20 protein-coding genes, 6 tRNA genes and 1 pseudogene are annotated in these 26,769 nt (G+C 72.5%); 14 read left to right on the top strand and 13 right to left on the bottom strand.

The features are described 5' to 3' along the window. Positions 1–93 precede the first annotated feature (93 nt). Positions 94–528: pseudogene (locus H300_RS0116060) on the top strand (site-specific integrase); the annotation flags it as partial. 35 nt (positions 529–563) lie between these two features. On the opposite strand, the gene H300_RS0116065 reads toward H300_RS0116060, so the two are convergent. The 5 genes from H300_RS0116065 to H300_RS27250 all read right to left on the bottom strand — a co-directional run bounded on the left by H300_RS0116065 (position 564) and on the right by H300_RS27250 (position 4,978). After that, positions 564–636 (bottom strand) — tRNA-Lys (locus tag H300_RS0116065). A 212-nt stretch (positions 637–848) separates the two neighbouring features. Further along, positions 849–2,870: a DEAD/DEAH box helicase gene (locus H300_RS0116070; RefSeq protein WP_028428247.1), complete on the bottom strand. Its 2,022-nt coding sequence runs from the start codon at positions 2,868–2,870 to the stop codon at positions 849–851. Positions 2,871–3,319: 449 nt separating this feature from the next. Further along, positions 3,320–3,913 (bottom strand): hypothetical protein, encoded by a 594-nt coding sequence (locus tag H300_RS0116075; RefSeq protein WP_028428248.1) that lies wholly within the window; start codon positions 3,911–3,913, stop codon positions 3,320–3,322. A gap of 196 nt (positions 3,914–4,109) precedes the next feature. Then, positions 4,110–4,484 (bottom strand): fluoride efflux transporter CrcB, encoded by a 375-nt coding sequence (gene crcB, locus H300_RS0116080; protein ID WP_028428249.1) that lies wholly within the window; start codon positions 4,482–4,484, stop codon positions 4,110–4,112. Beyond that, positions 4,481–4,978, bottom strand: a complete 498-nt coding sequence (locus H300_RS27250; protein WP_037980697.1) for a FluC/FEX family fluoride channel — start codon at positions 4,976–4,978, stop codon at positions 4,481–4,483. Before H300_RS27250 ends, crcB begins: the two co-directional genes overlap by 4 nt. Before the next feature lie 432 nt (positions 4,979–5,410). On the opposite strand from H300_RS27250, the gene H300_RS0116090 reads away from it, so the two are divergent. The 8 genes from H300_RS0116090 to H300_RS30340 all read left to right on the top strand — a co-directional run bounded on the left by H300_RS0116090 (position 5,411) and on the right by H300_RS30340 (position 13,450). Beyond that, a complete protein-coding gene (locus H300_RS0116090; RefSeq protein WP_028428250.1) occupies positions 5,411–5,761 on the top strand; it encodes a metallopeptidase family protein in 351 nt (116 codons plus the stop codon). A gap of 181 nt (positions 5,762–5,942) precedes the next feature. After that, positions 5,943–7,658, top strand: coding sequence for a metallophosphoesterase (locus tag H300_RS27255; protein ID WP_028428251.1), 1,716 nt, complete (start codon positions 5,943–5,945; stop codon positions 7,656–7,658). Positions 7,659–7,793: 135 nt separating this feature from the next. After that, positions 7,794–7,866 (top strand) — tRNA-Glu (locus H300_RS0116100). Between the two features lie 35 nt (positions 7,867–7,901). Beyond that, a tRNA-Asp gene (locus tag H300_RS0116105) sits at positions 7,902–7,976 on the top strand. A gap of 20 nt (positions 7,977–7,996) precedes the next feature. Continuing rightward, positions 7,997–8,070: transfer RNA gene (locus tag H300_RS0116110), tRNA-Phe, on the top strand. Between the two features lie 201 nt (positions 8,071–8,271). Beyond that, a complete protein-coding gene (gene hrpA / locus H300_RS0116115) occupies positions 8,272–12,720 on the top strand; it encodes an ATP-dependent RNA helicase HrpA (RefSeq protein WP_037980673.1) in 4,449 nt (1,482 codons plus the stop codon). A 163-nt stretch (positions 12,721–12,883) separates the two neighbouring features. Continuing rightward, a tRNA-Asp gene (locus tag H300_RS0116120) sits at positions 12,884–12,958 on the top strand. A 156-nt stretch (positions 12,959–13,114) separates the two neighbouring features. Further along, on the top strand, positions 13,115–13,450 hold the full coding sequence (locus H300_RS30340; protein ID WP_106966855.1) for a DUF6274 family protein: 336 nt from the start codon (positions 13,115–13,117) through the stop codon (positions 13,448–13,450). 578 nt (positions 13,451–14,028) lie between these two features. Here H300_RS30340 and bldC read toward each other — a convergent pair. Both bldC and H300_RS0116135 read right to left on the bottom strand, forming a co-directional pair. Continuing rightward, complete coding sequence (gene bldC, locus H300_RS0116130; protein ID WP_003949541.1) at positions 14,029–14,235, bottom strand: developmental transcriptional regulator BldC; 207 nt, start codon at positions 14,233–14,235, stop codon at positions 14,029–14,031. A gap of 720 nt (positions 14,236–14,955) precedes the next feature. Beyond that, entirely contained in the window at positions 14,956–15,801 is an 846-nt protein-coding gene (locus H300_RS0116135) for a DUF8083 family protein (protein WP_486583908.1), read from the bottom strand. Between the two features lie 269 nt (positions 15,802–16,070). Between H300_RS0116135 and H300_RS0116140 the strand changes: the two genes are divergently transcribed. Further along, positions 16,071–17,198, top strand: coding sequence for a Glu/Leu/Phe/Val dehydrogenase dimerization domain-containing protein (locus H300_RS0116140; protein ID WP_028428254.1), 1,128 nt, complete (start codon positions 16,071–16,073; stop codon positions 17,196–17,198). A gap of 413 nt (positions 17,199–17,611) precedes the next feature. Then, positions 17,612–17,869, top strand: a complete 258-nt coding sequence (locus H300_RS0116145) for a DUF3073 domain-containing protein (protein ID WP_028428255.1) — start codon at positions 17,612–17,614, stop codon at positions 17,867–17,869. 232 nt (positions 17,870–18,101) lie between these two features. Here H300_RS0116145 and purM read toward each other — a convergent pair whose 3' ends face one another. The 3 genes from purM to H300_RS0116160 form a co-directional block, all read right to left on the bottom strand. Further along, positions 18,102–19,196, bottom strand: a complete 1,095-nt coding sequence (purM, locus tag H300_RS0116150) for a phosphoribosylformylglycinamidine cyclo-ligase (protein WP_051270103.1) — start codon at positions 19,194–19,196, stop codon at positions 18,102–18,104. A gap of 22 nt (positions 19,197–19,218) precedes the next feature. Then, complete coding sequence (gene purF / locus H300_RS0116155; RefSeq protein WP_028428257.1) at positions 19,219–20,775, bottom strand: amidophosphoribosyltransferase; 1,557 nt, start codon at positions 20,773–20,775, stop codon at positions 19,219–19,221. Between the two features lie 168 nt (positions 20,776–20,943). Beyond that, positions 20,944–21,747 carry a maleylpyruvate isomerase family mycothiol-dependent enzyme gene (locus tag H300_RS0116160; RefSeq protein ID WP_028428258.1) on the bottom strand — a complete coding sequence of 268 codons (804 nt, stop codon included), beginning with the start codon at positions 21,745–21,747 and terminating at the stop codon, positions 20,944–20,946. A gap of 88 nt (positions 21,748–21,835) precedes the next feature. Between H300_RS0116160 and H300_RS27265 the strand changes: the two genes are divergently transcribed. Beyond that, entirely contained in the window at positions 21,836–22,420 is a 585-nt protein-coding gene (locus tag H300_RS27265; RefSeq protein WP_078516054.1) for a PH domain-containing protein, read from the top strand. Between the two features lie 132 nt (positions 22,421–22,552). On the opposite strand, the gene purL is transcribed toward H300_RS27265, so the two are convergent. The 3 genes from purL to purS all read right to left on the bottom strand — a co-directional run bounded on the left by purL (position 22,553) and on the right by purS (position 25,867). Beyond that, positions 22,553–24,802, bottom strand: a complete 2,250-nt coding sequence (purL, locus tag H300_RS27270) for a phosphoribosylformylglycinamidine synthase subunit PurL (protein WP_037980677.1) — start codon at positions 24,800–24,802, stop codon at positions 22,553–22,555. After that, the gene (gene purQ / locus H300_RS0116175; RefSeq protein ID WP_028428259.1) at positions 24,802–25,479 is read right to left on the bottom strand and encodes a phosphoribosylformylglycinamidine synthase subunit PurQ; all 678 of its coding nucleotides are present in this window, start codon (positions 25,477–25,479) and stop codon (positions 24,802–24,804) included. Before purQ ends, purL begins: the two co-directional genes overlap by 1 nt. A 130-nt stretch (positions 25,480–25,609) precedes the next feature. Next, positions 25,610–25,867: a phosphoribosylformylglycinamidine synthase subunit PurS gene (gene purS / locus H300_RS0116180; protein WP_028428260.1), complete on the bottom strand. Its 258-nt coding sequence runs from the start codon at positions 25,865–25,867 to the stop codon at positions 25,610–25,612. 410 nt (positions 25,868–26,277) lie between these two features. Between purS and H300_RS0116185 the strand changes: the two genes are divergently transcribed. Both H300_RS0116185 and H300_RS0116190 read left to right on the top strand, forming a co-directional pair. Beyond that, positions 26,278–26,595 carry a histone-like nucleoid-structuring protein Lsr2 gene (locus H300_RS0116185; protein ID WP_028428261.1) on the top strand — a complete coding sequence of 106 codons (318 nt, stop codon included), beginning with the start codon at positions 26,278–26,280 and terminating at the stop codon, positions 26,593–26,595. Between the two features lie 100 nt (positions 26,596–26,695). After that, positions 26,696–26,767: transfer RNA gene (locus tag H300_RS0116190), tRNA-Gly, on the top strand. The last annotated feature ends 2 nt before the right edge of the window (positions 26,768–26,769 follow it).

The raw sequence follows: 26,769 nt of genomic DNA on the forward strand, positions 1-26,769 counted from the left end.
TTTCCAGGGACACCCCGCCACACACCGGTACATGACGTCACGTCACACACGAGACCGACGAACCGGACCGATCCTGTTCGTGCAATGACCCTGGAGCGGAAACAGTGGGCCACCAGCTGGACCGACACCGGAAAGGTGTTCACCCAGGAGAACGGCGCCTGGCTGCACCCCGAGACGGTCTCCGTCACATTCCGCCGCATTCTTTCCGCGACCGACCTCCCGCCAACGACCTTGCGTGACCTACGCCACGTCGCTGCCACTCTCACCCACGGTGGTGGCGGGGACATCCACACGGTCAAGGAGACGCTTCGACATTCGACGATCGCCCTGACCTCGGATACGTACACCAGCCTGCTGCCCGAGTGGGACCGGGAGATCGCCGAAAAGGCCACCGGCCTGATCCCCAGGGTTCGCAAGTCCGCACAGGTGCCGAGTGATCCAAGGCCGTCCGCTCACGCATCGCTCACGCACGAGGGCGAAAACGAAGCAGCGTCCGAGCCCACCGAAGCGGACCCGGACGCTGCCTAGCAGGTCAGAGGGGCTTTCCCCCCCACCCGAAGCGGTAGGCCGTGTGGGACTCGAACCCACAACCAATGGATTAAAAGTCCACTGCTCTGCCAATTGAGCTAACGGCCCGCCCCAGAAGCATAACCGCCCTGCTGCCCGTCGCTCGAAGGCATGGGTCGCCAGGGGCCGCGGGGCCACACCGGTGGCCCGGCCGGGCCACCGGGTGGACACGGGTGGGAACGGACCGGGCCCCGGCGGACGCGTGGTCCGCCGGGGCCCGGGGGCCTGCGGGGCGGGCGGCCGCGTCGGCGGTCGTCCGGCCCGCGGGCCGCAGTCACCACTCAGCCGTTGCGCTTCCAGCGGGGCTTGTCGGCGCGGCGGTCGGAGGAGCGGCCACCGGCCGGTGCGGCGGTGCCGCTGAACTCGTCCCGACGGCCCTGCGGGCGACGGTCGTCGCGGCCGGACGGACGGTCGTGCTCGCGGCGGAAACCGCCGCCGGTGCCGCGGTCCTGGCGGTCGAAGGAGCGGCCCGGACGGTCGTCGCGACGGAAGCCGCCGCGTCCACCACGGTCGTCCTCCCGGCGGTCGCGGTTGTACGGACGGTCGCCGCCGCGGCGGTCGTCCCGGCTGCCACGACCCGCGGGGCGGTCCTGGCTGCGGCTGCCGCCGCGGTCCTGGCGGTCGAAGGAGCGGCCCGGACGGTCGTCGCGACGGAAGCCGCCGCGTCCGCCACGGTCGTCCTCCCGGCGGTCGCGGTTGTACGGACGGTCGCCGCCGCGGCGGTCGTCCCGACGGTCGAAGGAGCCGTTCTGCTTCCGCTCCTCGCGGGACGCGGCAGCCCTGCGCTCCTGCTCGGCACGGGCCTCGGCAGCCTTCGCCTCCTGGCGGGCCTCCTCGGCGGCCTCGGCGGCCAGCGCCTCGGCGGCCTGGGCGATGGCCTCCTGCGGATCGTCGCCCCGCTCACGCGCGGCACGGGCGACCAACTGGTCGGCCTCGTCACGCAGTTCGGAGGCGCGGCGCTGGGCCTTCTCCAACTGGCCGGTGAGCTCGGTGACCTCGCGGGCCGCCTGCTTGGCCGCGTTGCCGGTGGCCTCGGCCTGCACCTCGGTGAGGGAGCGAACGCCGGTGATCCGGACGACCTCCTCGTCGAATGCCTCGCCGCGGCCGATGAGGTGGCGGCTGGCGTCGACGCCGGCGTCCTCCATCAGGCGGAAGATCTGGCGCCGCTGGTGCGGCAGCGCCAGCGACACCACGCTGCCGGACCGGCCGGCGCGCGCGGTGCGTCCCGAGCGGTGCAGGTAGTCCTTGTGGTCGCCGGCCGGGTCCACGTTCAGGACCAGGTCGATGTTGTCGACGTGGATACCGCGGGCTGCCACGTCGGTGGCGACGAGGACGTTGACGCGCCCGTCCTTGAAGTCGTTCAGGGTGCTGGTGCGTGCGCCCTGGGTCATGCCGCCGTGCAGCGCGTCGGAGGTGACGCCGGACTCGCGGAGCTGCTCCGCGACCCGGTCCGCGCCCAACTGCGTGCGGACGAAGACGATGGTGCGGCCGCCCTTGCGAGCGGCGATCGCGGCCGTGACCGGGGCCTTGTCCCGCGGCTTCACGATGAGCACGTGGTGGGTCATGGTCGTGACGGCGCCCTGGGCGGCGTCCACCTCGTGGCTGACCGGGTCGACCAGGTAGCGCTTGACCAGGCTGTCGATCTCGTTCTCCAGCGTCGCGGAGAACAGCATCCGCTGGCCGCCCTCGGGCACCAGGTCGAGCAGCTCGGTGACCTCGGGGAGGAAACCCAGGTCGGCCATCTGGTCCGCCTCGTCGAGCACGGCGACCTGTACGTCGTCGAGCGAGCAGGCGCCGCGGTTGATCAGGTCGCGCAGCCGGCCCGGAGTGGCGACCAGGACGTCGACGCCCCGCTCCAGGGCGCTCATCTGGCTGCCCATCGAGGTGCCGCCGCAGACGACCTTCAGCTTCAGGCCGAGCACGTCGCCGTACGGCTGGAGGGCGTCCGAGACCTGCATGGCCAGCTCACGGGTCGGGGTGAGGATGACCGCGCGCGGGCGGCGCTTGGCGGTGCGGCCCCCGGAGAGCCGGGCAAGGGCCGGGAGGCCGAAGCTCAGCGTCTTGCCGGAGCCGGTACGGCCGCGGCCGAGGATGTCCTTGCCCGCCAGCGCGTCCGGAATGGTCGCGGCCTGGATGGGGAAGGGGGTGGTGACGCCGTTCTGCGCAAGCTTGCGCACCACGGCGTCGGGGAGGCCCAGTTCGGTGAACGTGGGGCCGGTGGCCTGCTCCGTGGTGTCCTCGGCGAGCTGCTTGTCGAGCTGCTCGACCTCGGGCGCAACGGTTTCAGGGGTGACAACAGACATGCGAAATGCGAACCTTCCGGAGTTCGGCACGCGCCACAAACTTCCGTGATTCGCACACGACCGCCTCAGTGCGGTCAGCCCACGGCTAAGCAAAGGAACGCGCCACACGGCGCGCTTCGGTTGGGGCGCCGGGCAAATGGGATCAAACGATCTACCAGCATACGCACCCCGCGGCAGGCTCGGCAAACTCGCCCCAAGCGGAGTGCGCGACGTCACGCTGGCTGCGCCGCCGGTGAGGGCGGGCGAGCCGCGAACGGCGAGGTGCACCGCCGGTAGCGAGCGCACCTTCTCCTCCTTCAATGCGCGCCCCCGTGTGTGTGTTCCCGCCCGACCGCACGGATGTGCCGATTCCCGACGTGCCCCGGTGCGAGCGGGGAGCGGGGCCGACAGCGGCCGACAGGTGAAGGGCGGCGTGGAGAGCCGCGTGGAGAGCCGCGAGGAGCGGGTGATCAGGCCCCGGCGCCGGGTTCGCCGGAGCCGCTCCCGGTGTCACCGCCCCCGTCGTTGCCCCCGCCTCCGCCGCCGTCGCCTCCGCCGTCCCCGCCGCCCGTCGGGTCGGGCGGGGTGTCGCTCGGGCTGTCCCCGGGGTCGGGGTCCGGAGTGTCGGACGGCGGTGCCGGTGGTTCCTCCGACGACCCGCCCCCGGGCCGGTCGGACTTCGTGGGCCGGCCGGGGCCCGGAGCCCCGGGGCGGCCGTCGTCCTTCGAGCGGGTCGGCGACACCACGGGCTCCTCCGCGGTGTCCGAGCCCCTCCCCCGGTCGGTGCCGTCCCGCGCCGACGACCCGGCGTCGCCCTTCGCCTTCGCACCTCGCCGCTCCCCGTCGCCCGCGGCCCCCTTGCCGTCCTCGGCGGCGCGCTCGGGGGGAGTGTGCCGTCCCCACGCGTCGACGCTTCCGGAGCCCTCGGGGCTGGGCTTCGAGGAGTGGCCGACGGGCGCGCGGTCGTGGTCCTCCTCGGGCGCGCCGACGGTCATGCAGCCGCTCAACGCGGTCAACACCACCGCGGCGACGGTCGTGCGGGACAGGGCGCGGCGACAGCGCACGGGCAGGTACCTCCGGGAAACGGGGAAGGGGTGGGCACCGTGACCAACTCCGCAGCCGGTCCCGAGGACACGCCCGATCCCGAACCGGACCGGCACCGGGAAGGGCCCGGTATCCGCAGGAGCAGCCGGTGCGGGCGCCCGCAGCGGCCCGGCGCCCAACGGCCTGACGTCCGTCGGTCCGAAGGTCCGAGGGACGTCAGGCCGACAGCCCCCGGGTGACCAGCAGACCGAGGTACAGGGCACCCAGGCCCGCGAGGAGGGTGCCCAGGACGTTGACGACCGCCGGTACGAGGGCCCCCCGTTCGGCGAGCCTCAGGGTCTCGTAGGAGAACGTCGAGTACGTGGTGAGCGCACCGCACAGGCCGGTGCCGAGCAGCGCACCGGCCGCCTCACCCGCCGCGCCCCCGAAGGCGAGCCCGGTCAGCACACCCAGCAGCAGACTCCCGGTGAGGTTGACGACGAAGGTGCCCCACGGGAACACGGAGTCGTGGCGCGACTGCACCGCCCGGTCGATCAGGTACCGCAACGGACCGCCGACGGCGCCGCCCAGCGCCACCAGGAGCCAGTTCACGGCCGTGCCCCCTCCCGGGAGCCGCGGGCGTCCTGCGGCCCGGAGGATCGCCGCGCCAGCAGCGCGCGGGTGGTGCGCACCGCGGCCCAGACGGCCGCCAGCGCGCTCAGCACGGTGCCGGCCAGGTAGGCCGGGGCGAGGACGATGGCTCCGTCGTCCAGCAGCCCGGCGATGTCCAGCGCGTAGGCGGAGTAGCTGGTGAAACCGCCGAGCAGACCGGTGCCGAGGAAGGGGCGCAGCAGCGGGTGCGAGGTGGCGGGGCTCTCGACGAGCAGCACCATCAGCACCCCGATCAGTGCGCATCCGGTCACGTTGACCACGAAGTGCGCGGCCGGGAAACCACCCGGGCCGTCGGACCACCACTGCTCGACCCCGTACCGGCCCAGCGCCCCGAGCGCGCTGCCGACCGCGACCACGCCCAGTACCTGCCACATCCGGCCGCCGAGGGTCTCGGCCCGCTGGGCGGGCACGCGGAGGTCGACGTCCGGATCCACCGGCTCCGAGGCACCGGCCCCGGCGCCCTCGGGCGCAGGCTCCGAGGCGCGGGCGGCGGCATCGTCGGACGCGGGCTCCCGGGCGCGGGCGGCGGCACCGGGTGCGGCACGGCCAGCCCCGGAGCCCTCGGCCTGCTGCGGTTCCGGCTGCGGTTTCGAACCCGGAGGACGCTGCCCGCCCGCGGCCGGGGGCCCCTGTCGCCCTCCCCTCTCCGGGGGCGACCCGCTCATGCCGCCGGCTCGGGGGCGGAAACCGCTTCGCTGCACATCGGCCCCATTCTCGCGCTCCTGCCCCCGCCGCGCGAGGGTCGGCCCGTGCTCGTGCCGGCGCCGCACGGGCGCGAGCCGGAACGACGTGCCGCGGGCCCGCGGCACGGGGGTGCACCACCGCCGTCGTCGCGGCTGCGGGCGAACGTCCCGGACAATGGCCGGGTGCTGGAAATGACTCGAGACGCGTTCGAAGAACTGGTCAGCGAGGCCCTGGACCAGGTGCCGCCGGAGCTGACCCGGCTGATGGACAATGTGGCGGTCTTCGTCGAGGACGAACCCGACCCTGCGGAGCCGGAGTTGCTGGGCCTGTACGAAGGGACGCCGTTGACCGAGCGCGGCGAGTGGTACGGCGGTGTGCTGCCGGACCGTATCTCCATCTACATGGGCCCCACGCTGCGCTTCTGCGAGAGCGCGGAGGACGTGGTGCACGAGGTCTCGGTGACCGTGGTGCACGAGATCGCCCACCACTTCGGCATCGACGACGAGCGGCTCCACCAACTCGGCTGGGGCTGACCCTCCCGGCCGGGGCCACCGCCCACCGCCCCGGCACGCGCCGGGACGCCGTGCCGCGCGGCCGTACCCCGCGCACCGGGGCCTGCCCGGAGGGGGCCGGGGCCCAAGGAGCCCGGACGGGGCCGGGGCCCAAGCGGACCGTTTCGGCATAGTCGGTGCCGACCGGGGCATATGGCTCCGCATGGCCCGTTCCCCCGTCAGTCCGGTCCGTACCGCCGCCGCCCGCCTCTCCCGCGCGATCCACGGTGCGGGGGGCTCCGCCCGAGGCGCCGCGGGCGCCTTCCGGCAGCGGACCGGCGGGAGGAGCCGGTTCGAACCCGGCCGCTCGCTGCGGGCGGCCCCGCACCCGGTCGCCCGGGTGCTGGGGTTGTTCGCGATCACGCTGCTCGGGGCGTGGCTCGGCCTGCTGGTCGTGGGCAACGTGCACAAGCCGGTGGGTCCGATGGACACCACGATGACTCTGCGACCGTCCCTCAGCGGCGGAACGAAGATCAACATCGCGCCGCTGGGCGCGCTGGAACTGGAGAGCCACCGGGCCCCGCTGCGTCTGGACGTCGACGTCACCCGGCTCGACCCGGACCGGGTCGGCTCGCTGATCGACCGCCCGGAGCGGATCAGCGGCATCCAGGACAAGGTCACCCACGATGTCGAGGAGGGCACCAAGGACCTGGCGCTCCGGTCCTGCGCCGCCGTCGTGGCCGGGGCGACCGCGCTGGGACTCGGCGTGTACCGCCGACCGCGCCGGGCCCTCGCGGCGGGCGGCCTCGCGTTGACGCTGCTGGTGGCCTCCGGGGGCGCCGCGCTCGCCACCTGGAACCCCAAGGCGGTGCTCGAACCGAAGTTCTCCGGACTGCTGGCCGGTGCGCCGAGCCTGGTCGGCGACGCGCGCAGCATCGTCAGCGACTTCAACACCTACCAGGCAGAGCTGGCCCGGCTGGTGACCAACGTCACGAAGCTGTACGAGGCCACGTCCACCCTGCCCACCTTCCAGCCCGACCCGACGACGACCCGGGTGCTGCACGTCTCCGACATCCATCTCAACCCGGCGGCCTGGGCCATCACCAGGTCGCTGGTGGAGCAGTACGAGATCGACGTGATCATCGACACCGGGGACACCATGGACCACGGCACCGGCGCGGAGAACGGCTTCCTCGACCCGGTGGAGGACCTCGGCGCCCCCTTCGTCTGGGTGCGCGGCAACCACGATTCGATGACCACCCAGGAGTACCTGGAGGGCAAGGAGAACGTGCACGTGCTGGACGAGGGCGTCCCGGTGGACGTCGGCGGTCTGCGGATCGCCGGCTGGGGCGATCCGCAGTTCACACCGGACCGCTCGGTCGAGGCCGCCGGAGATCCCGCCGAACGCGAGGAGGGCCGGGCGCTCGCCGCCGCGCTGCGCGCCCAGCGCACCGCCGGCACTCCGGTGGACATCGCCGCCGCGCACAACCCGACGATGGCCAGGGAGACCGACGGCACGGTCCCGCTCGTCCTCGCCGGGCACACCCACAACCGCAAGCAGTACGACCTGCCGGAGGGCACACGGTTGATGGTCGAGGGCTCGACCGGGGGCAGCGGCCTGCGGGCCGTGGAGGGCGAGGAACCGGACAAGGTGCAGGCCTCGGTGCTCTACATCGACGACGCCACCCGGGAGCTCCAGGCCTGGGACGAGATCACACTGGGCGGACTGGGGCTGACCAGTGCCGAGGTCAGCCGGCACCTGCTGACGGAACCGGGCGACGAGGACCCGGGACCGACCCCCTCGGCGGAACCGGGCGAATCCGCGGACCCGGGCAGCAGCCCTTCCGCGGACCCGTCGCGGAACCCGGACGATTCCGACGCCCCGGACGGTCCCGCGGCCGGCCCGCCCGCCGGCGAAGGCTCCGCCGGCGACGACTGAACGGCGCCGGCGCCCGTCCGCCGACCTGCCCCGCCCGGCGCCCCGCGCCGTCCCCTGTTTTGGCGAACGGTCCTGGTATCCCATATGCTTCTCACGTCCCCGACGCGCTGCACACAGCGTTCAGGTGGGCCATCAGCCCTCATCGTCTAGTGGCCCAGGACGCCGCCCTTTCAAGGCGGTAGCACGGGTTCGAATCCCGTTGGGGGCACGCAACACCTGTGCGAGAATCATGCGCACACACCTGGTCCTGTGGAGCAGCTTGGAGTGCTCGCCACCCTGTCAAGGTGGAGGCCGCGGGTTCAAATCCCGTCAGGACCGCTGCAACCCCCGGGTTGCGTGGCTGGGTAGCTCAGTTGGTACGAGCGATCGCCTGAAAAGCGATAGGTCGCCGGTTCGATCCCGGCCCCAGCCACCGCGCGTCATCAGGGAGAAGCCCCTGCCGGAGCAGTCCGGCAGGGGCTTCTCCCGTGAGAGGACCGTCGGCGGCCACCCCGACGGCCCCCGCTCCGCGCCCGTGTCGGCCCCCGGCGGGTGCGGGCGGAAGGCGCCGCGAGCGGGACGGGACGGAATGCAGTCGCGTTGCGGGGGCCTCTGGTGAGATCCTGTGGCCCCTATGTCCACTGCACCTGTCCTCACCCTGCCTGCCCTGCTGGAGCGGCTCCCCGAACTGATGCCCCGCGACGAGCGGCGGTTGGGCCGCCGTCTGGAGGGCCTGCGCCGTGTCCGCCGACCCGAGGCGAAGCAGCAGGCCCTGGAGGAGATCGCGGGCCAGATCGAACAGGCCGAGCAGCGGGTGGCGGCTCGGCGGGCGGCGGTCCCCGTCATCACGTATCCGGAGCAGTTGCCGGTCAGCCGGCGGAAGGACACGATCCTGGAGGCGATCCGGGACCATCAGGTCGTGATCGTCGCCGGGGAGACCGGGTCCGGCAAGACGACGCAGATTCCGAAGATCTGCCTGGAGCTGGGCCGGGGGGTGAAGGGCCTGATCGGGCACACCCAGCCGCGGCGGATCGCGGCCCGCACGGTGGCCGAGCGGGTTGCGGAGGAGCTGCGGACGCCGCTGGGCGAGGCGGTGGGCTGGAAGGTCCGCTTCACCGACCAGGTGGGCGAGCGGACGCTGGTGAAGCTGATGACGGACGGCATTCTGCTGGCCGAGATCCAGACCGACCGCGAGCTGCGCCAGTACGACACGATCATCATCGACGAGGCGCACGAACGCAGCCTCAACATCGACTTCCTGCTGGGCTACCTCGCCCAGCTCCTCCCGCGCCGGCCGGACCTGAAGGTGGTCATCACCTCCGCGACGATCGACCCGGACCGGTTCGCCCGTCACTTCGGCCGGTACACCGGCACCCCCGCAACCCCCGCGGTGCCCACGGCAGCCGCGCCCGCCGAGGGCACCGCGGCGGAGGACGAGGGGCCGCGGGCGCCGGTGATCGAGGTCAGCGGCCGGACGTACCCGGTCGAGGTGCGGTACCGGCCGCTGCTGGACGAGGGGGACGGCGGCGGCAGGGGGCCGGGCAAGGGCGGCGAGGACGGCGAGCGGGACCAGGTCGCCGCGATCTGCGACGCCGTGGACGAACTCCGGGACGAGGGCCCCGGCGACGTACTGGTCTTCCTCTCCGGCGAGCGGGAGATCAGGGACACCGCGGAGGCGCTGGAGAAGAGGCGGCTCCCTGGGACCGAAGTGCTGCCGCTCTACGCCCGGCTGTCGCACGCGGAGCAGCACCGGGTCTTCCAGCAGCACGGCGGGCGCCGGATCGTGCTCGCCACCAACGTGGCCGAGACCTCGCTGACGGTGCCGGGCATCAAGTACGTGGTCGACCCCGGGACGGCGCGGATCTCCCGCTACAGCCACCGCACCAAGGTGCAGCGGCTGCCGATCGAACAGATCTCACAGGCCAGCGCCAACCAGCGCAAGGGCCGCTGCGGGCGGACCTCCGACGGCATCTGCATCCGGCTGTACTCGGAGGAGGACTTCCTCTCCAGGCCGGAGTTCACCGATGCGGAGATCCTGCGCACCAACCTGGCCTCGGTGATCCTCCAGATGACGGCGGCCGGCCTGGGCGCCGTCGAGCGGTTCCCGTTCATCGATCCCCCGGACCACCGCAGCGTCAAGGCCGGCGTGCAGCTGCTGGAGGAGCTCGGCGCGCTCACCGTGGAGGGGGAGCAGACGCCCGGCACCTCGCGGGAGGGGTCGAGGGGGGAGGCCCCGGAGCGCGCGCAGGGCGCGGCAGGGCAGGCGCCGGAGGCGACGTCCGGGCCCGGGCGGTCCGCCCGACGGGGGGCGAAGCGCGGGCGCGGCGGCGCTCCCGGTCTGACGGCGATCGGCCGCAAGCTGGCCCAGCTGCCGGTCGACCCCCGGCTGGCGAGGATGGTGCTGGAGGCGGACCGGAACGGCTGCGCACGCGAGGTGATGGTGATCGCGGCGGCGCTGTCGATCCAGGACCCGCGCGAGCGCCCGTCCGAGAAGCAGCAGCAGGCCGACCAGCAGCACGCCAGGTTCCGGGACGAGACCAGCGACTTCCTCGCCTTCCTCGATCTCTGGCGATACACGCGCGAGCGGCAGCGGGAGCTGTCCTCCTCGGCGTTCCGGCGGATGTGCCGGTCGGAGTTCCTGAACCACCTGCGGATACGCGAGTGGCAGGACATCTACGCGCAGCTCCGCCAGGTGGCCCGGACGATGGACATCCGGATCGCGGAGGAGCGCGACGAGGACGCGGCGCCGGACCTGGTGCACCGCTCGCTGCTGGCCGGGCTGCTGTCGCACGTCGGCCTGAAGGCGACCGAGGAGGCCGCCGGCCGGGGCAGCGGGGGCAGCAGCGCACCGGAGGGCGGACGCGGTGCCGGGAAGAACGAGTACCTGGGTGCCCGCAACGCGAAGTTCGCGGTGTTCCCCGGGTCGGGCCTGTTCAAGAAGCCGCCGCGCTGGATCATGTCGGCGGAGCTGGTGGAGACCTCGCGGCTGTGGGCCCGGGTCAACGCCCGCATCGATCCGGAGTGGATCGAGCCGCTGGCCGCGCACGTGGTGAAGCGCACCCACAGTGAGCCGCACTGGGAGCAGAAGCAGGCGGCCGTGATGGCCTACGAGAAGGTGACCCTGTACGGGGTGCCGATCGTGGCGCAGCGGAAGGTGAACTACGGGCGGATCGACCCGGAGACCTCGCGCGATCTGTTCATCCGCCACGCGCTGGTCGAGGGCGACTGGCGGACGCACCACCAGTTCTTCCAGGAGAACCGGAAGCTGCTCGGCGAGGTGGCGGAGCTGGAGCACCGGGCGCGGCGCCGCGACATCCTGGTGGACGACGAGACCCTGTACGACTTCTACGACCAGCGGCTGCCCGAGGACGTCGTCTCGGGTGCGCACTTCGACGCGTGGTGGAAGCGGCGTCGCCGGGACGAACCGGACCTGCTGAACTTCGAGAAGTCGATGCTCATCAACGAGCGGGCCGGGCAGGTCACCAAGTCCGACTATCCGGACAGTTGGCAGCAGGGGCCGCTGCGCTTCCGGGTGAGCTACCAGTTCGAGCCCGGAGCGGACGCCGACGGGGTGACCGTCCATCTGCCGCTCGCGGTGCTGAACCAGGTGACGCAGGCGGGTTTCGACTGGCAGATCCCGGGGCTGCGCCAGGAGGTGGTGACCGAGCTGATCAGGTCGCTGCCGAAGCCGATCAGGCGGAACTGCGTCCCGGCACCGAACTTCGCGGAGCGCTTTCTGGAAGCCGAGGGCGACCGGCGCGCCGAGGCCCCGCCGGAGGAGCCGCTGACCTCGGCGCTGGCCCGCGACCTCCAGCGGATGACCGGCACGCTGATGCAGCCGGCCGACTTCGGCTGGGACAGGGTCCCGGGCCACCTCAGGGTCACCTTCCGGGTGGTGGACGAGCGCGGCCGCACCGTCTCCGGTGTGCCGGGCGGCGCGGAGGACAAGGACCTGGAGGCCCTGGTGGAGCGGCTGCGGCCGAAGACCAGGGCAGCGCTCTCCCGCGCCTTCGAGGACGCCGCCGAGCGGGCCGGCCGGAAGCGCGACGGAGCGGCCGGGGGCCGCGGGGACGTCAGGGACGGCCGGAGGGGCCGGGCAGCCGCCGACGCGGCCGGTACGGCGCCGTCGGCAAGGACGGCGGGTACGGCGCCCGGCACCGCGTCCGGGGAGACGGCCGACGCCCCGGCCGCGATGCGCCGGACGGGGCTGACCTCGTGGACGCTGGGCACCCTGGACCGGACGTTCGAGACCCGCCGGGGCGGGCAGCCGGTCCGCGCCTTCCCGGCCCTGGTGGACGAGGGCACGTCGGTGTCGGTGCAGCTCTTCGACACCGAGGTGGAGCAGCAGCGGGCGATGCGGCAGGGCACCCGGCGGCTGATCCTGCTCAACCTGCCCTCGGATCCGGCGAAGTTCGCCCGGTCCACGCTGACGAACCAGCAGAAGCTGGCGCTGTCCAGCACGCCGCACGGCAGTGTGCAGGCGCTGTTCGAGGACTGCGTGAGCGGGACGGTGGACCGGCTGGTGGCGGCCCGCGGCGGTCCGGCGTGGGACGAGGAGGGTTTCCGCAAGCTGTTCGACGCGGTGCGCGCGGACGTGGTCGACGCCACCGTGCGGACGGTGGGCCAGGTGCGGGAGGTGCTGGCGGCCTGGCAGGCCTGCGAGCACCGGATGAAGTCGCCGCCGATCAGCAGCAGTGCGGTACTGGGCGAGTCGGTGGCCGATGTGCGGGCTCAGCTCGGCGCGTTGGTCTGCCCCGGGTTCGTGACCCTGCACGGGGTGCGGAAGCTGCCGGATCTGCTGCGCTATCTGATCGCGGCCGACCGTCGGCTCCAGCAGCTCGCCGGCAACGCCCAGCGGGACGCGGCGCGGATGGCGAAGGTCAAGGAGATGCAGGACGAGTACGCGTGGCTGCTGGAGCAGTTCCCGAAGGGCCGCCCGGTGCCGCAGCAGGCCCGGGACATCCGCTGGATGATCGAGGAGTTGCGGGTCAGCTATTTCGCGCACGCGCTCGGAACGGCCCACCCGGTCTCGGACAAGCGGATCGTCAAGGCCGTCGACGCCGCCGTCCCGCAGGCCCGTTGAGCGGGGGCGCGGGCCCCGGGCAGGCGCAGACGGCCGCAGACGGGCCCGGGCAGCCGCCGGAGGGGCGCGCCCCGGCCGGCCGGGGCGCGGGCGGATTGGCACTGCGCCCCTGAGCTGCTGTAGAGTCTGGTCTCGCACCCGGTCGCACCGGGAGCGAAAGCCAGGTCCTGTGGAGCAGTTTGGAGTGCTCGCCACCCTGTCAAGGTGGAGGCCGCGGGTTCAAATCCCGTCAGGACCGCAGTACCAGGAGGGGCCCGCATCGTTCGCGATGCGGGCCCCTCCTGCGTGTGTTCCGTCCGCAGGCCCGTGCCCGTGCGGGCGGCGACCGGAGCGGTGCGGGCACCGTACGCCTTGACGGCACTACCCTCGGCGAGTATTCGTGCAGGAGGAGGGGGTGACGCTCGTGCCGGCATCGAAGTCCCCGCGGCACGCGACCGGGGCGCTGCTGCGCGCCCACCTCTCGGCGGCCACCGGCCTTCCGCACGCCTCCCGCTGGTGCGCGGTGTGCCACCGGCTGCGGCGCCTGGCCATGGAGGCGCCATCGACACCGTCCGCGGCGCTCGGAGAGCAGCCGGGCCCCGCCGCCACACCCTCGGCAGGACCGCGCGCCTGCGCGCCGCGCGGCGCGGAGCGGGACGTGACCCCGGACGCGCCGGGAGAGCGCGGGGCGGGCGCCACAGGAGAGCCCGGGGAAGCCGGCGCCCGGGACGGGGCTCCCGCGCCGCTGTGACGGAAGCACCGTTCCCGGCGCTGTGGAGATGCGAGGGTTGGAACGGACGGCGGCAGGTGCGCGCCGGCAGCGGACTGCAATACCGCAGGACGGGGCAGGGGGGCAAGCACCGGCCGCTGTGACGGGAGTCACCCAACTCCCCTCGGAAGGGGGGAAATTAACCTCGTTCCTACACCCGGTCAATTTAATATGTGCAATTGCACTTCCTTCACCAGCGGTTGCGGACACCGGTTCCCGGGCGGGCGCCGCCACCCCGTCGGACCCCCGAGGCTTCGCAGTCCCCCGCCTCACCGGCCCGGGACACGGGCACCGAGAGCACCCCGGAGCCGCCCAACGACCGGTGAAGCCACCCGGCACGAGCGGAGTCGGCCACCGGGGAGCGGAGGCGCGGACGGGCTGCCCCGCGCAGCATCTGACGGGCCGTTTGCCTGCGGACACGCAAAATCGCGCCGGACCCGGCGGAGTCCGACGCGATCAACGACCTGGCCCTAAGGGGACAGCAGCCGGGGCGCCTCTTGCGGTGAGCTGGTGCTGTGACGTGCCCGAATGGGTGTCCGGACCGTCCGATGTGAAGTTGTTCAGGCCTCGCTGCGCTGCTGCGGGATGCCCGCGAGTAGAGCGCGCACCTCCGCCTCGCGATAGCGGCGGTGCCCACCGAGCGTGCGGATGGACGTGAGCTTGCCTGCTTTTGCCCAGCGCGTCACCGTCTTCGGGTCCACGCGGAACATCGTGGCAACCTCAGCCGGGGTCAGCAGCGGCTCGGCATCAGGGGTGCGAGCGGTCATGAGCGGCCTCCTCGGGAGAACCGAACCATCACGGTTCTTTCCTCTAAATTCTGCACCTTGACCCGCGTTGCCCGAAATGGCAGACGCGGGCCGAGTCGGTTATAGGACGAACGGCTTGTCCTCGGCACTACAACTACACCATCCGTCCAGCCGCGTCGGCCAAACCGATGGAATTGCCCTCTCAGGTGTTCAAGCTCGACGGATGACGATGGAACATGTCATAACGGACAGTCAAGCGACCGTGACGATCAGTGACAAACCGTGAGCAGCCCACACCGGAGCGAACAAGACACGCATTACCGAAGTGTCCGTCCTTGGCGGGACGGACAAGGAGGCCCTCCCGGACTCCTTGTCCTATTTTGACACGAGGGACGGCCTTGAGAGCAAGAGCACGAGTAAGTGCCATCCGTCACGCTTGAGTCGATCGCCCGAATCACGCTCTTGATCCCGTTCTGCCCCCAGGTGCCGACGCGTCGACGCCGCCAGCCCGTTTTAGCACGGTTGGTCATCACTTGAGCAGGCCCAGTTGTGTAACGATCAAGCACGGACACATCCGGGCCGCTCCCCGGCCCCGTCCGCGCCGCTCCTCCGCCCACCGCAGCGGAAGCCGCGCGCCCCCGGCCGGGCCCCGCGCACCGCCCCGCGGCAGACGGCCGCCGAGCCGCACCGGCACCGCTTCCAGCGCCGCCGACAGGCGGCCCGGAACCGTCCGGCGCCGCGTCAGCTCGCGAACTGCCGCTCGCGCACCGCTCGCCAGCGTTCGGTGAGCACGTCGAAGAGCTCGCCCGCACGCTCGGCGTCCCCATCCCGCAAGGCCGCCAGCCCCTCGGCGGCCTCCGCGGCCGAGTGATCGGCCGCGAGCTGCTCCCCGGGGATGGTGTGCACCAGCCCTCCGTAGTCCAGCTCCACCAGCGAGCGGGGGTGGAACTCCTCCAGCCAGCGCCCCACATCTACCAGGCCCTCGACCAGCGGCCCCTCGCCGAGCTCGGCGCGGAACAACTTCAGCGCACGGGCGAGCCGGCGCCGGGCCTGGGCCATGGGTGTGCGGTAACTCAGCTCAAGGCCTTGCGGCACCTTCCCGTAATTCCGCTCTTCATCCCTGAAAATCAGAAACCATCGGATCGGGACGTGCCACAGCGCCGTCCTGATCCACGGCCGGGACTCGGAATTCTGCGGGTCCGCCGCCCGCCAGCGGTCGAAGTCGGCGACGGCCCGCTCCCGAAGCACCGGCGGCACCGCCGCGTCCTTCACCGGCGGCGGCAGCTCGTCACCGGCCTCGTCGAGCGCCAGCCAGCCCCGCAGCCTGGTCCGCCACGGGCAGACGCACGTCACACCCTCGACCTCGGCGACGAAGGCGTCGGCGCTCTCGCGTTCCGGCACCAGCACCGGCGGCACCGACAGCAGCGCGGTCAGCGAGCGGCGCAGCTCGTCCTGCGCGCCGGGCCGGTCCTCCCGCGCGGCGTACCGGGCCCAGTGGCTCCGCTCGGGCTCGGGGAACGCCGCCAGCGGCTCGTAGACCCGCAGATATGCCGTGTAGGGCACCGTCGGGGCCGGCACAGGTGCCACGGAGCGCCCCTCCCTTCGTCACTGACCGGACTGTTCAGGACCGGTCCACTCGTCCGTCGATGGCGGGCGGGACCCGACCCGCGGGGCGGCGGGAAGGCCGTCCGCACCGCGGGCCGGCGCCGTTCCTGCACGGTCTCCCCCCGGTCCACCCGATCTACCCCGATAGTGGCACCGCCACGATCCGCCGCGCCGACAGGTCGTACGCTGCTGCACACAGGCCCTCCCCACCCCGCCGGAGGGTGTCCCACGCGACTACAGGAGTCACCACAGTGACTGACGTACGTCCCGCCGTCAGCGTCGACGGACCGCCTACCGACAATCCCCTGCGCACCCTGTTCCGCTCGGAGCAGGGCGGCCACGAGCAGGTGGTGCTGTGCCAGGACCGCGCCAGCGGCCTCAAGGCCGTCATCGCCGTCCACTCCACCGCGCTCGGCCCCGCACTCGGCGGCACCCGGTTCCACGCCTACGCCGACGAGGAGTTCCCCGAGGAGGCCGCCGCCCTGGACGCGATGAACCTCGCCCGGGGCATGTCCTACAAGAACGCGCTGGCCGGCCTGGCGCACGGCGGCGGCAAGGCCGTGATCATCGGCGATCCGACGCGCGACAAGAGCGAGGCGTTGTTGCGCGCCTACGGCCGCTTCGTCGCGTCGCTCGGCGGCCGCTACGTGACGGCCTGCGACGTCGGCACGTACGTGCAGGACATGGACGTGGTCGCACGGGAGTGCCGCTGGACGACGGGGCGCTCCCCCGAGCACGGCGGCGCGGGCGACTCCTCGGTGCTCACCGCGCTGGGCGTGTACCAGGGCATGCGGGCCGCGGCCCGCCACCTCTGGGGCGACCCCGCTCTGGGCGGCCGGAAGGTCGGGGTGGCCGGGGTCGGCAAGGTCGGCCACCACCTGGTGCGCCACCTCCGCGAGGAGGGTGCCGAGGTGGTCGTCACCGACGTCCGCGCCGAGTCGGTGGCCCGCGTACGGTCCGAGCACCCCGAGGTCGGGGTCGCCGCGGACACCGACGCGCTGATCCGTATCGAGGGTCTCGACATCTACGCCCCCTGCGCCCTGGGCGGCGCGCTGAGCGACGAGACGGTGCCGCACCTGACCGCCCGGGTGGTGTGCGGAGCGGCCAACAACCAGCTGGCCCATCCGGGGGTGGAGAAGGACCTCGCCGGGCGCGGTGTGCTCTACGCGCCGGACTACCTGGTGAACGCCGGCGGCGTGATCCAGGTCGCCGACGAGCTCCACGGCTTCGACTTCGTCCGTGCGAAGGCAAAGGCGGAGAAGATCCACGACACCGCACTGGAGATCTTCCGGCGCGCCGACCACGACGGCGTGCCGCCCGCAGTGGCGGCGGACCGGATCGCCGAGCACCGGATGCACACGGCGCCCGCGGCCTCCTGAGCCGCCGGGTCGGAGCGCGGCGTCGCCTGGCGGCGCCGCGCTCCGACCCAGGGACCCCCGGGAGGCCGTGTACCGCCCCGCTGCGGGCCCCGGACGGAGCCGGGCGGCCCGCGGGCCGCCCGGCTCCGTCCGGGGCCCGCAGCGGGGCGCTGGACCGAAAGCGAGACATCCCACACCACCCCGGGGCGGGACACGCGTTGCGACTGAGGTAACATCGGGCGTGACCAGGGAAGAATCGGTCAAGGGGCGCGTCGGGCACCCCCCGGGGCGACCGGGCGGCGTACCGTACGGCGGCGGAAGCAGGTACCGTTGAGGCCCTGAGAGCCGGTCCCTCGTGTGAGGGTCCGCTCTGAATCATGAACGCGTGTCAAGACTCTGGGGCCGTCGAGCCCCGTCGTTGAGGGGGTCGAGCCATGGGGCGCGGCCGGGCCAAGGCCAAGCAGACGAAGGTCGCCCGCCAGCTGAAGTACAACAGCGGCGGGACGGACCTTTCGCGTCTGGCCGAGGAGCTGGGCGCATCGACATCGAACCCGCCGCCTAAGGGCGAGCGGGTCGAGGACGATGAGCTGGACGACAACCCGTACGCACAGTACGCGGAGCGGTACAACGAGGAGGACGAGGACGACGAGCATTCGTCGGACTCGACCTCTCAGAATCGAAGGCGTGCTTGACGCGTACCTCAGCGTCCTCGCACCCCCGGTGCTCTGTCCAGCAGCACTCAGGAACCGGTCCGGCCCTCGGCCGGACCGGTTCCTGTGCTGTCCGGGCCCTGACCGGCAGCAGGGGCTCCGTCCGGGTCGCCGCGGTCCGCTTCCGGGCCCGCGCCATTCGCGGCCCGTGCCCCGGTCGGCGGTGACCACCGCCGCGGCCCGGGGTTGAGCGGGGCACGGCGGCGGTGCGGGTTCAGGCCGCGTGGTCCCCGGTGAGGGAGACGGCCTCGGGCCGGTCGCCGCGCTCGGTCACCTCGCCCGCGACCCAGGCGTCCACGCCGCGGTCGGCGAGGGTCGCCAGCGCCACGTCCACCGATTCCGGCGGCACCACCGCGACCATGCCGACGCCCATGTTCAGTGTCCGCTCCAGCTCCGCGCGGGCCACACCGCCGACCCGGCCGACGGTGTCGAAGACCGCCCCCGGGGTCCAGGTGGAGCGGTCCACCCGGGCGTGCAGCCCGTCCGGCACGACCCGGGCCAGGTTGCTGGCGAGCCCGCCCCCGGTGACGTGCGAGAAGGCGTGCACCTCGGCCGTCCGGGTGAGGGCCAGGCAGTCCAGCGAGTAGATCCGCGTCGGTTCCAGCAGCTCCTCGCCCAGCGTGCGCCCGAACTCCGGCACCTGCCGGTCCAGCGCCCAGCCGGCGCGTTCCAGCAGCACGTGGCGGACCAGGGAGTACCCGTTCGAGTGAAGTCCGGAGGAGGCCATACCGAGGACGACGTCCCCCGCACGGATGCGGTCGGCGCCCAGGACGCGGTCCGCCTCGACCACGCCCGTCCCGGCTCCCGCGACGTCGTACTCGTCGGGGCCGAGCAGCCCGGGGTGCTCGGCGGTCTCGCCGCCGACAAGGGCGCAGCCGGCCAGGACGCAGCCCTCGGCGATGCCCTTGACCAGTGCGGACACCCGTTCCGGCACCACCTTGCCGACGCAGATGTAGTCGGTCATGAACAGCGGCTCCGCCCCGCAGACCACGAGGTCGTCGACCACCATGGCCACCAGGTCGTGCCCGATGGTGTCGTGGACGTCCATCCGCTGGGCGACGGCGACCTTGGTGCCGACGCCGTCCGTCGCGGAGGCGAGCAGCGGGCGCTCGTAGCGCTTCAGCGCGGAGGCGTCGAACAGCCCGGCGAAACCGCCGAGGCCGCCGAGCGACTCCGGGCGCTGTGCCTTGCGCACCCACTCCTTCATCAGGTCGACCGCGCGGTCGCCGGCCTCGATGTCGACACCGGCGGCCTTGTAGGACACCCCGCCGGCGGCCGACTCCTCGGCCTGCCCGGTGTGCTCAGTCATGTCTCTCCGTTGCAAGGTCGGTTCACGGACGCCGCAGCGCGTCCGCGCCGCCCGGTCCGGTGAGCAGGGCCCGGACGCCGTCGACGTCCGAGGCGGCACCCGGCTCGGTCTCCGGCTGCGGCCTGCCCTGCAGCTCCGGGTCCGGCAGGTCCATCGGGTACTCGCCGTCGAAGCAGGCGCGGCAGAGGTTCGGCTTGGCGATCGTGGTCGCCTCGATCATCCCGTCGGTGGAGATGAACGACAGCGAGTCCGCGCCCAGCGAGGTGCCGATCTCCTCGACGCTGAGGCCGTTGGCGATCAACTCCGCCCGGGTGGCGAAGTCGATCCCGAAGAAACACGGCCACTTGATCGGCGGGGAGGAGATCCGCACGTGCACCTCGGCCGCCCCGGCCTCGCGCAGCATCCGCACCAGGGCGCGCTGGGTGTTGCCGCGGACGATCGAGTCGTCCACCACCACCAGCCGCTTGCCCCGGATGACCTCGCGCAGGGGATTGAGCTTGAGCCGGATGCCGAGCTGGCGGATGGTCTGCGTGGGCTGGATGAACGTCCGGCCCACGTAGGAGTTCTTCACCAGGCCGACGCCGAACGGGATTCCGCTGGCCTCGGCGTAGCCGACCGCGGCCGGGGTGCCGGACTCCGGGGTCGCTATCACCAGGTCTGCCTCGGCGGGTGCCTCGGCGGCGAGCCTGCGGCCCATCTCCACCCGGGAGAGGTACACGTTGCGACCGGCGATGTCGGCGTCCGGGCGGGCCAGGTAGACGTACTCGAAGACGCAGCCCTTCGGCGCGGGCTCCGCGAACCGGCTGGAGCGCAGCCCGCCCTCGTCCACCGCGATCATCTCGCCCGGCTCGATCTCCCGGATGAAGGAGGCGCCGACGATGTCCAGGGCAGAGGACTCGCTCGCCACCACCCAGCCGCGTTCCAGCCGCCCGAGCACCAGCGGGCGGATGCCCTGCGGGTCACGGGCCGCGTAGAGGGTGTGCTCGTCCATGAAGGTGAACGAGAAGGCGCCCTTGACCTTGGGCAGCACCAGCGGGGCCGCCTCCTCGACGGTCAGCGGCTTGCCGTCCTCGTCGGTCTGCCCCGCGAGCAGCGCGGTGACCAGGTCGGTGTCGTTGGTCGCGGCCACCTGGGTGGCCCGCCGCCGGTCGGTGGCTGCCAGCCCGGCGACCAGTTCCGCGAGCTCTGCGGTGTTGACCAGGTTGCCGTTGTGGCCGAGCGCGATGGAGCCGTGGCCGGTGGCCCGGAAGGTCGGCTGGGCGTTCTCCCACACCGAGGCACCCGTCGTGGAGTACCGCGCGTGGCCCACCGCGATGTGGCCCCGCAGCGAGCTGAGGGCTGTTTCGTCGAAGACCTGCGAGACCAGGCCCATGTCCTTGAAAACGAGGATCTGCGAGCCATTGCTCACCGCGATTCCCGCGGACTCCTGTCCCCGGTGCTGCAACGCGTACAGACCGAAATAGGCGAGTTTGGCGACCTCTTCACCCGGTGCCCAGACTCCGAAGACGCCGCAAGCGTCCTGGGGGCCCTTCTCTCCGGGGAGCAGGTCGTGGCTGAGTCGTCCGTCACCACGTGGCACGCTGCCGAGTCTAGACCGCGGGGCGCCCGCTGCCGAACCGGGGTGCGGGTCGGAACACGTTGACCTGCGAATCCCTGATTTGCTACGAGAGCGAGGTCACCGCGGGACTGTATGGTCGGCCAGTCGCGCCCCGTTGCCGGGCGCCCCGCACCGGCCCCGGTGCGGTCCTCAGCCCAGGACCGGGAGCTGGGCGGTGAGGTTCGCCCGCGGGCCGCCGGCGGACACCGCCCCCGCGGCGACCGCATGCTCCCAGCCCAGCCGGCCGGTGGCCAGGCGGACCCAGGTCAGCGGATCGGTCTCGACGACGTTCGGCGGGGTGCCCCGGGTGTGGCGCGGCCCCTCGACGCACTGGACCACCGCGAACGGCGGGACGCGGACCTCGACGGCACCGCCCGGCGCCCGCGCGGCCAGCGCGTCCGCCAGTACCCGGACGGTCGAGGCCAGCGCATAGCGGTCCAGCGACAACGGGCTGCCGGTCGCACGCGCCAGGTCGTCGGTGTGCACCACCAGTTCCACCAGGCGGGTCACGGCGAAGTCCAGGGCGCGCATCGCGCCGAAGCGATGCGGCAGCAGTACGTCCTCCCTGACCGCCATCTCCAGCACCGGCTCCAGCTCCTCGGCCGCGGCGTCCACCGCGGCGGCGGGGTCCTTCACCTCCACGGCCTCGCGCCGCGTCCTGGCGTCCAGCAGGTCAGCGATGCCCGCGGTGGACACCGCCCACCGGGAGAGGTCGGTGCCGGGCCTGCGGGCGGCGGGCGCGGGTTCGGCGAGCAGCCGCGGAACGGCGTCGATCTGTCCGGCGAGGTGCACCAGCAGGTGGTGCACGTCCCAGCCCGGCAGGCCGGAGTCCGCCGTGAGCTGGTCGGGAGTGCAGCCGTGGGCGGCGGTGCGCACCGTCTCGACCTGCGCGGCGAGCGCGTTCCGCACCCGGAGGGGATCGTAGGCGCGCGGTGTGCGTCGTGCGGAAGGCATGGCAGGAGCGTATCGGGCGCGCACCGGGCACACCCGCCGTGCGGCTGTCCCGTAGGCGCCGGGCACGGGGTGTGCCAGGATGCGGCACATGCCTATCGCGGATCGCCATCTCGCCGACGACGAAGAGCTGGTGCAGGTCACCCGCCAGCACTGGACCGAGATGGTCGGTGAGTTCCTGGTGCTCTGCCTGATCTGGATCGTGGCCGGAGCGCTCATCTGGGTGCTGCCCTCCGGGGAGGAGTGGAGCGACACCGGCCTGTACGTGGTGGTGGGCGCGGCGGCGCTCGCCTCGCTGTGGTTCTGGCTGCTTCCGCTGCTGAAGTGGCGCAGCACGATGTACATCCTCACCACCCGCCGGATGTACAAGCGCACCGGCTTCCTGACCAAGGCCGGGCGCAGCATCCCGCTGATCCGGATCAACGACGTGTCCTTCAAGGCGTCGCTGTGGGAGCGGATGATGCGCTACGGCACGCTCAACATCCAGTCCGCGTCCGAGCAGGGCATGATGACGCTCAAGCACGTGCCGGACCCGGAGGGGCTGAAGGCGCTGATCTACCGGCAGGTGGACGAGGAGCAGCAGCGGCACCGGACGGGCGGCCCGGTGCCCCCGGAGTACGGGCAGCCCGGGCCGGGCGCGGGCGGGCCGGGCGGCATGATGCCGCCGATGCGCTGAGCCGCGGCACCCGCACGCCGAACGGCCCGCCGCCAGCACCGGAGGGTGCCGGCGGCGGGCCGTTCGGCGTTCCGCTCCCGGACGCGCCCCGGGCGCCGGTCCGGCGGCGCCGGGGGCGCGTTTGGGATCAGGTCAGGCCAGCAGGGCGGGGATGGTCGCCTCGTGGACCCGGCGGAGTTCCGCCAGCGGCACGGTGAACTGGCCCTGCACCTCGATGTCGGTGCCGTCGACGACACCGATCCGGGTGAGCGGCAGGCCGCGTGCGCCGCACATGTCGTTGAACCGGAGCTCCTCGCTGCGCGGCACCGCCACGACCGCGCGGCCCGCCGACTCGGAGAACAGCAGCACGAACGGGTCCGCGCCGTCCGGGACGACCAGCCGGGCGCCGTGTCCGCCGCGCAGGCAGGACTCGGTGACGGCCTGGATCAGGCCACCGTCGCTGAGGTCGTGCGCCGCGTCGATCATGCCGTCCCTGGAGGCGGCGATCAGGATCTCGGCGAGCAGCTTCTCGCGGGCGAGGTCCACCTGCGGCGGCATGCCGCCCAGGTGCCGGTGGACGACCTGGGACCAGGCCGAGCCGCCGAGCTCCTCATGCGTCTCCCCGAGCAGGTAGAGCAACTGCCCCTCCTCGGCGAAGCCGACCGGTGTGCGGCGGGTGACGTCGTCGATGACGCCGAGCACGCCGACCACCGGCGTCGGATGGATGGCGGTGTCGCCCGTCTGGTTGTAGAGCGAGACGTTGCCGCCGGTGACCGGGGTGCCGAGCTCGGCGCAGGCGTCGGCCAGACCGCGGGTGGCCTCGGCGAACTGCCACATGGCGTCCGGGTCCTCCGGGGAACCGAAGTTGAGGCAGTCGGTGACGGCGAGGGGCTTGGCTCCGGTGGCGGCGACGTTGCGGTAGGACTCGGCGAGCGCGAGCTGCGCCCCGGTGTACGGGTCGAGCTTCGTGTAGCGGCCGTTGCCGTCGGTGGCGACGGCGACCCCGAGGTTGGTCGCGTCGTCGATGCGGATCATTCCGCCGTCCTCGGGCTGGGCCAGGACGGTGTTGCCGAGCACGTAGCGGTCGTACTGGTCGGTGATCCACGCCTTGGAGGCCTGGTTCGGCGAACCGACCAGGGCGAGCACATCGGCACGCAGTTCCTCACCGGTCCGCGGCCGGGGCAGCTTCGCCGCGTCGTCCGCCTGGAGGGCGTCCTGCCACGCGGGGCGGGCGTAGGGGCGGTGGTAGGTCGGGCCCTCGTGCGCGACGGACCGCGGGGGGACGTCGACGATCTGCTCGCCGTGCCAGAAGATCTCCAGCTGCTCGCCCTCGGTGACCTCACCGATGACGGTGGCGATGACGTCCCACCTCTCGCAGATCTCCAGGAAGCGGTCGATGTTGCCGGGCTCGACCACGGCGCACATCCGCTCCTGCGACTCGCTCATGAGGATCTCCTCCGGCGAGAGCGTCGCGTCGCGCAGCGGGACCGTGTCGAGTTCGACCCGCATGCCGCCGGACCCGGCGCTGGCCAGCTCGCTGGTGGCGCAGGAGAGTCCGGCGCCGCCGAGGTCCTGGATGCCCGCCACCAGGTCCTCGCGGAAGATCTCCAGGGTGCACTCGATGAGCAGCTTCTCCTGGAAGGGGTCGCCCACCTGGACGGCCGGCCGCTTGGCCGGGCCCTGGTCGTCGAAGGTCTCCGAGGCGAGCACCGAGACGCCGCCGATGCCGTCGCCGCCGGTGCGCGCGCCGTAGAGGACGACCTTGTTGCCGACGCCGGAGGCCTTGGCGAGGTGGATGTCCTCGTGCTTCATCACTCCGACGCAGAGGGCGTTGACCAGCGGGTTGCCCTGGTAGCACGCGTCGAAGACGACCTCGCCGCCGATGTTGGGCAGGCCCAGGCAGTTGCCGTAGCCGCCGATGCCGGCGACCACGCCGGGCAGCACCCGGCGGGTGTCGGGGTGATCGGCCGCGCCGAAGCGCAGCGGGTCCATCACGGCGACCGGGCGGGCGCCCATCGCGAGGATGTCCCGCACGATGCCGCCGATCCCGGTGGCGGCGCCCTGGTAGGGCTCGACGTACGAGGGGTGGTTGTGCGACTCGACCTTGAAGGTGACGGCGTAGCCCTGGCCGATGTCCACGACGCCGGCGTTCTCGCCGATCCCGACCAGCATCGCGTCGGAGGCGGGGGCCTTCTCGCTGAACTGCTTGAGGTGCACCTTGCTGGACTTGTACGAGCAGTGCTCGGACCACATCACGGAGTACATCGCGAGTTCGGCGCCGGTGGGCCGGCGGCCGAGGATCTCCCGGATGCGCGCGTACTCGTCCGCCTTCAGCCCGAGTTCGGCCCAGGGCTGCTCGGTGTCGGGGTTCTTGGCCGCGTGCTCGGTGGTGTCGAGGGTCATCAGGCGTCCACCAGCTTCTTGAGCGCCGAGGTGAAGAATCCCAGCCCGTCGGTGGTGGGGCCGGTGAGGGTCTCGACGGCGTGTTCGGGGTGCGGCATCAGGCCGACGACGTTGCCGGCCTCGTTGGTGATGCCGGCGATGTCACGGCGGGAGCCGTTCGGGTTCCCGTCCAGGTACCGGAAGACGACCCGCCCCTCGGCCTCCAGGGCGTCCAGGGTGCGCTCGTCGGCGACGTAGCCGCCCTCGCCGTTCTTCAGCGGGACGGTGATCTCCTGGCCCTCGGCGTAGTCGCGGGTCCACGCGGTGCCGGCGTTCTCGACCCGGAGCCGCTGGTCCCGGCAGACGAAGTGCAGGTGGTCGTTGCGGGCCAGGGCGCCGGGCAGCAGGTGGGACTCGCAGAGCACCTGGAAGCCGTTGCAGATGCCGAGCACCGGCATGCCCGCCCTGGCCTGCTCGATGACCGTCTCCATCACCGGCGAGAAACGGGCGATGGCGCCGCAGCGCAGGTAGTCGCCGTAGCTGAAGCCGCCGGGCAGGACGAGCGCGTCGACCTGCTTGAGGTCGGGGTCGCGGTGCCACAGCGACACCGGCTCGCCGCCGGCCAGCCGCACGGCCCGCTGGGCGTCCCGGTCGTCGAGCGAGCCGGGAAAGGTGACGACTCCGATGCGCGTGGTCATCGGGTACCTCCGTCCACTGGTCCGCCGTCGCGGCGGTCGGGTCCGGCATCCGGCGTGCCCGGCGGCAGGGAGCGCGGAGCACGCCCCGGGAACACGCGGGGTGCCGGAGCGGGGGATTCGACTGGGACCGTCACGCGGCGGCCGCCTCTTCGACACGGACCGTGAAGTCCTCGATCACCGTGTTGGCGAGGAAGGTTTCCGCCAATTCCCGAATCCGGGCGAGGGCTGCGTCATCGACGGGCCCCGCCACTTCGAGTTCGAAACGCTTGCCCTGGCGGACGTCCGCGATGCCCTCGAAACCGAGCCGGGGCAGCGCGCGCTGCACGGCCTGGCCCTGGGGGTCGAGGATCTCCGGCTTGAGCATGACGTCGACTACGACGCGAGCCACTGGTACTCCCGGTGTTGGTGCTTGGCTGCCCATTGCCGTGTGCACCGGCGGAGCGCGGGGCGCCCACCCGGTGATTCGGCTGCGGTGCCAGCGTACCCGCCGCCAGAATCTACGCGGGTAGATATCTCTTCGGGTGGCCTGTACGCCTCATCACATTCAGATCTCGGCACCCTGGACCCCTGCCCGAAACGCCGAAGAAAACGTAGGGTCGGCGATTGCGGCGGGACATGCGGGTAGAAATTCACTGCCCACACATTGCGGTACGGCAATACGGCAATGCCCGACCGTTCGCAGTGAACTAGAGAAAAGGCGAAACCACCTGCCGCGGGCGGGTCGGCCGCCGTCGTACGTCAGCGTGGTGATCGCCCCAGGGATCCGGGCGGCGATCCTCCCCGAAAGGACCGATATCCGTGGCACAGCGCGTTGTGGTCACACTTTCCGACGACATCAATGGCGGGGAAGCGTCCGAGACGATCGCCTTCGGCCTGGACGGGAAGTCCTACGAGATCGACCTGAACACCGCGAACGCCGAGAAACTCCGCACGGCGCTGGCCCCCTTCGTCGAGGCCGGCCGCAAGCGCGCCGGCTCCGGCAGGGCGTACCACCGCACCTCGGTCGCCCCCGACCCGCAGACGGTCCGCGCCTGGGCGCAGTCCAACGGGTACGAGGTGCCGGCCCGCGGCCGCATCCCGAAGAAGGTCTACGAGGCCTTCAGCGCGGCGAGTTGAGGCCTCCGCGGAGCCGACTTGCTTTTCCCCCGGGGTGGTCCGCTAGAGTCAGGGCACACCGCGAGGGCGGGCCGCGGAACGGCCCGGCAGCGCAGGTCGTGCGGGTGTAGCTCAGTAGTAGAGCGCCCTCTTTCCAAGAGGGAGGCGCAGTGTGCAATCCCTGTCACCCGCTCT

This window comes from Streptomyces sp. TAA040, from assembly GCF_000424845.1.

Excerpts from the sequence above, each read along its gene's own strand:
- H300_RS0116070 (WP_028428247.1), bottom strand. The coding sequence starts at position 2,870 with ATGTCTGTTGTCACCCCTGAAACCGTTGCGCCCGAGGTCGAGCAGCTC.
- H300_RS27255 (WP_028428251.1), top strand. The coding sequence starts at position 5,943 with ATGGCCCGTTCCCCCGTCAGTCCGGTCCGTACCGCCGCCGCCCGCCTC.
- hrpA (WP_037980673.1), top strand. The coding sequence starts at position 8,272 with ATGTCCACTGCACCTGTCCTCACCCTGCCTGCCCTGCTGGAGCGGCTC.
- bldC (WP_003949541.1), bottom strand. The coding sequence starts at position 14,235 with ATGACCGCTCGCACCCCTGATGCCGAGCCGCTGCTGACCCCGGCTGAG.
- H300_RS0116145 (WP_028428255.1), top strand. The coding sequence starts at position 17,612 with ATGGGGCGCGGCCGGGCCAAGGCCAAGCAGACGAAGGTCGCCCGCCAG.
- purM (WP_051270103.1), bottom strand. The coding sequence starts at position 19,196 with ATGACTGAGCACACCGGGCAGGCCGAGGAGTCGGCCGCCGGCGGGGTG.
- H300_RS0116160 (WP_028428258.1), bottom strand. The coding sequence starts at position 21,747 with ATGCCTTCCGCACGACGCACACCGCGCGCCTACGATCCCCTCCGGGTG.
- H300_RS27265 (WP_078516054.1), top strand. The coding sequence starts at position 21,836 with ATGCCTATCGCGGATCGCCATCTCGCCGACGACGAAGAGCTGGTGCAG.
- purL (WP_037980677.1), bottom strand. The coding sequence starts at position 24,802 with ATGACCCTCGACACCACCGAGCACGCGGCCAAGAACCCCGACACCGAG.
- purQ (WP_028428259.1), bottom strand. The coding sequence starts at position 25,479 with ATGACCACGCGCATCGGAGTCGTCACCTTTCCCGGCTCGCTCGACGAC.